This window comes from Buttiauxella agrestis ATCC 33320, assembly GCF_000735355.1.
GTDB classification, from domain to species: domain Bacteria; phylum Pseudomonadota; class Gammaproteobacteria; order Enterobacterales; family Enterobacteriaceae; genus Buttiauxella; species Buttiauxella agrestis.
Map to the genome: position 1 here is coordinate 1 of NZ_JMPI01000083.1, position 618 is coordinate 618.

At 52.8% G+C, this 618-nt stretch carries 3 tRNA genes and 2 other RNA genes; all 5 read left to right on the plus strand.

The features are described 5' to 3' along the window. The first annotated feature begins 19 nt into the window (after window positions 1–19). The 5 genes from GBAG_RS22450 to GBAG_RS21735 all read left to right on the plus strand — a co-directional run bounded on the left by GBAG_RS22450 (window position 20) and on the right by GBAG_RS21735 (window position 584). Window positions 20–145: non-coding RNA, RtT sRNA (locus GBAG_RS22450), on the plus strand. A 44-nt stretch (window positions 146–189) separates the two neighbouring features. Then, window positions 190–265, plus strand: a tRNA-Lys gene (locus GBAG_RS21725). A gap of 14 nt (window positions 266–279) precedes the next feature. Further along, a non-coding RNA gene (locus GBAG_RS22455) (RtT sRNA) lies at window positions 280–405 on the plus strand. A gap of 24 nt (window positions 406–429) precedes the next feature. Next, window positions 430–505 (plus strand) — tRNA-Val (locus GBAG_RS21730). Window positions 506–508: 3 nt separating this feature from the next. Beyond that, window positions 509–584, plus strand: a tRNA-Lys gene (locus GBAG_RS21735). Window positions 585–618 lie beyond the last annotated feature (34 nt).

Genomic DNA, 618 nt, shown 5'->3' on the forward strand with positions numbered 1-618 from the left:
ACCAATTATGATGTAGTGCGAATTAAGTGAGTCGTGAAGGGTTTGAACCTGCAGCAGGTTCGAGTTGAGCGAAAGCGAAACAGCGTTGCGTAGCAACGACCCGAAGGGTGAGGCCAAAGGCCGAATCATCCTGCACGCCCCACCACTCCTCGAGTGAAAGCATCTTCGATACAGCAGTAACCGCACCGCGGGGCGTTAGCTCAGTTGGTAGAGCAGTTGACTTTTAATCAATTGGTCGCAGGTTCGAATCCTGCACGCCCCACCAATATTTGAGTATTCTGTGCAAGTGAGTCGTGAAGGGTTTGAACCTGCAGCAGGTTCGAGTTGAGCGTAAGCGAAACAGCGTTGCGTAGCAACGACCCGAAGGGTGAGGCCAAAGGCCGAATCATCCTGCACGCCCCACCATTTTTTAAAGTAGTACCGAAGTTTGGGTGATTAGCTCAGTTGGTAGAGCACCTCCTTTACACGGAGGGGGTCGGCGGTTCGAGCCCGTCATCACCCACCATTCGGGGCGTTAGCTCAGTTGGTAGAGCAGTTGACTTTTAATCAATTGGTCGCAGGTTCGAATCCTGCACGCCCCACCAATGTAGAAAGGCGCCCTAAAGGCGCCTTTTTGCT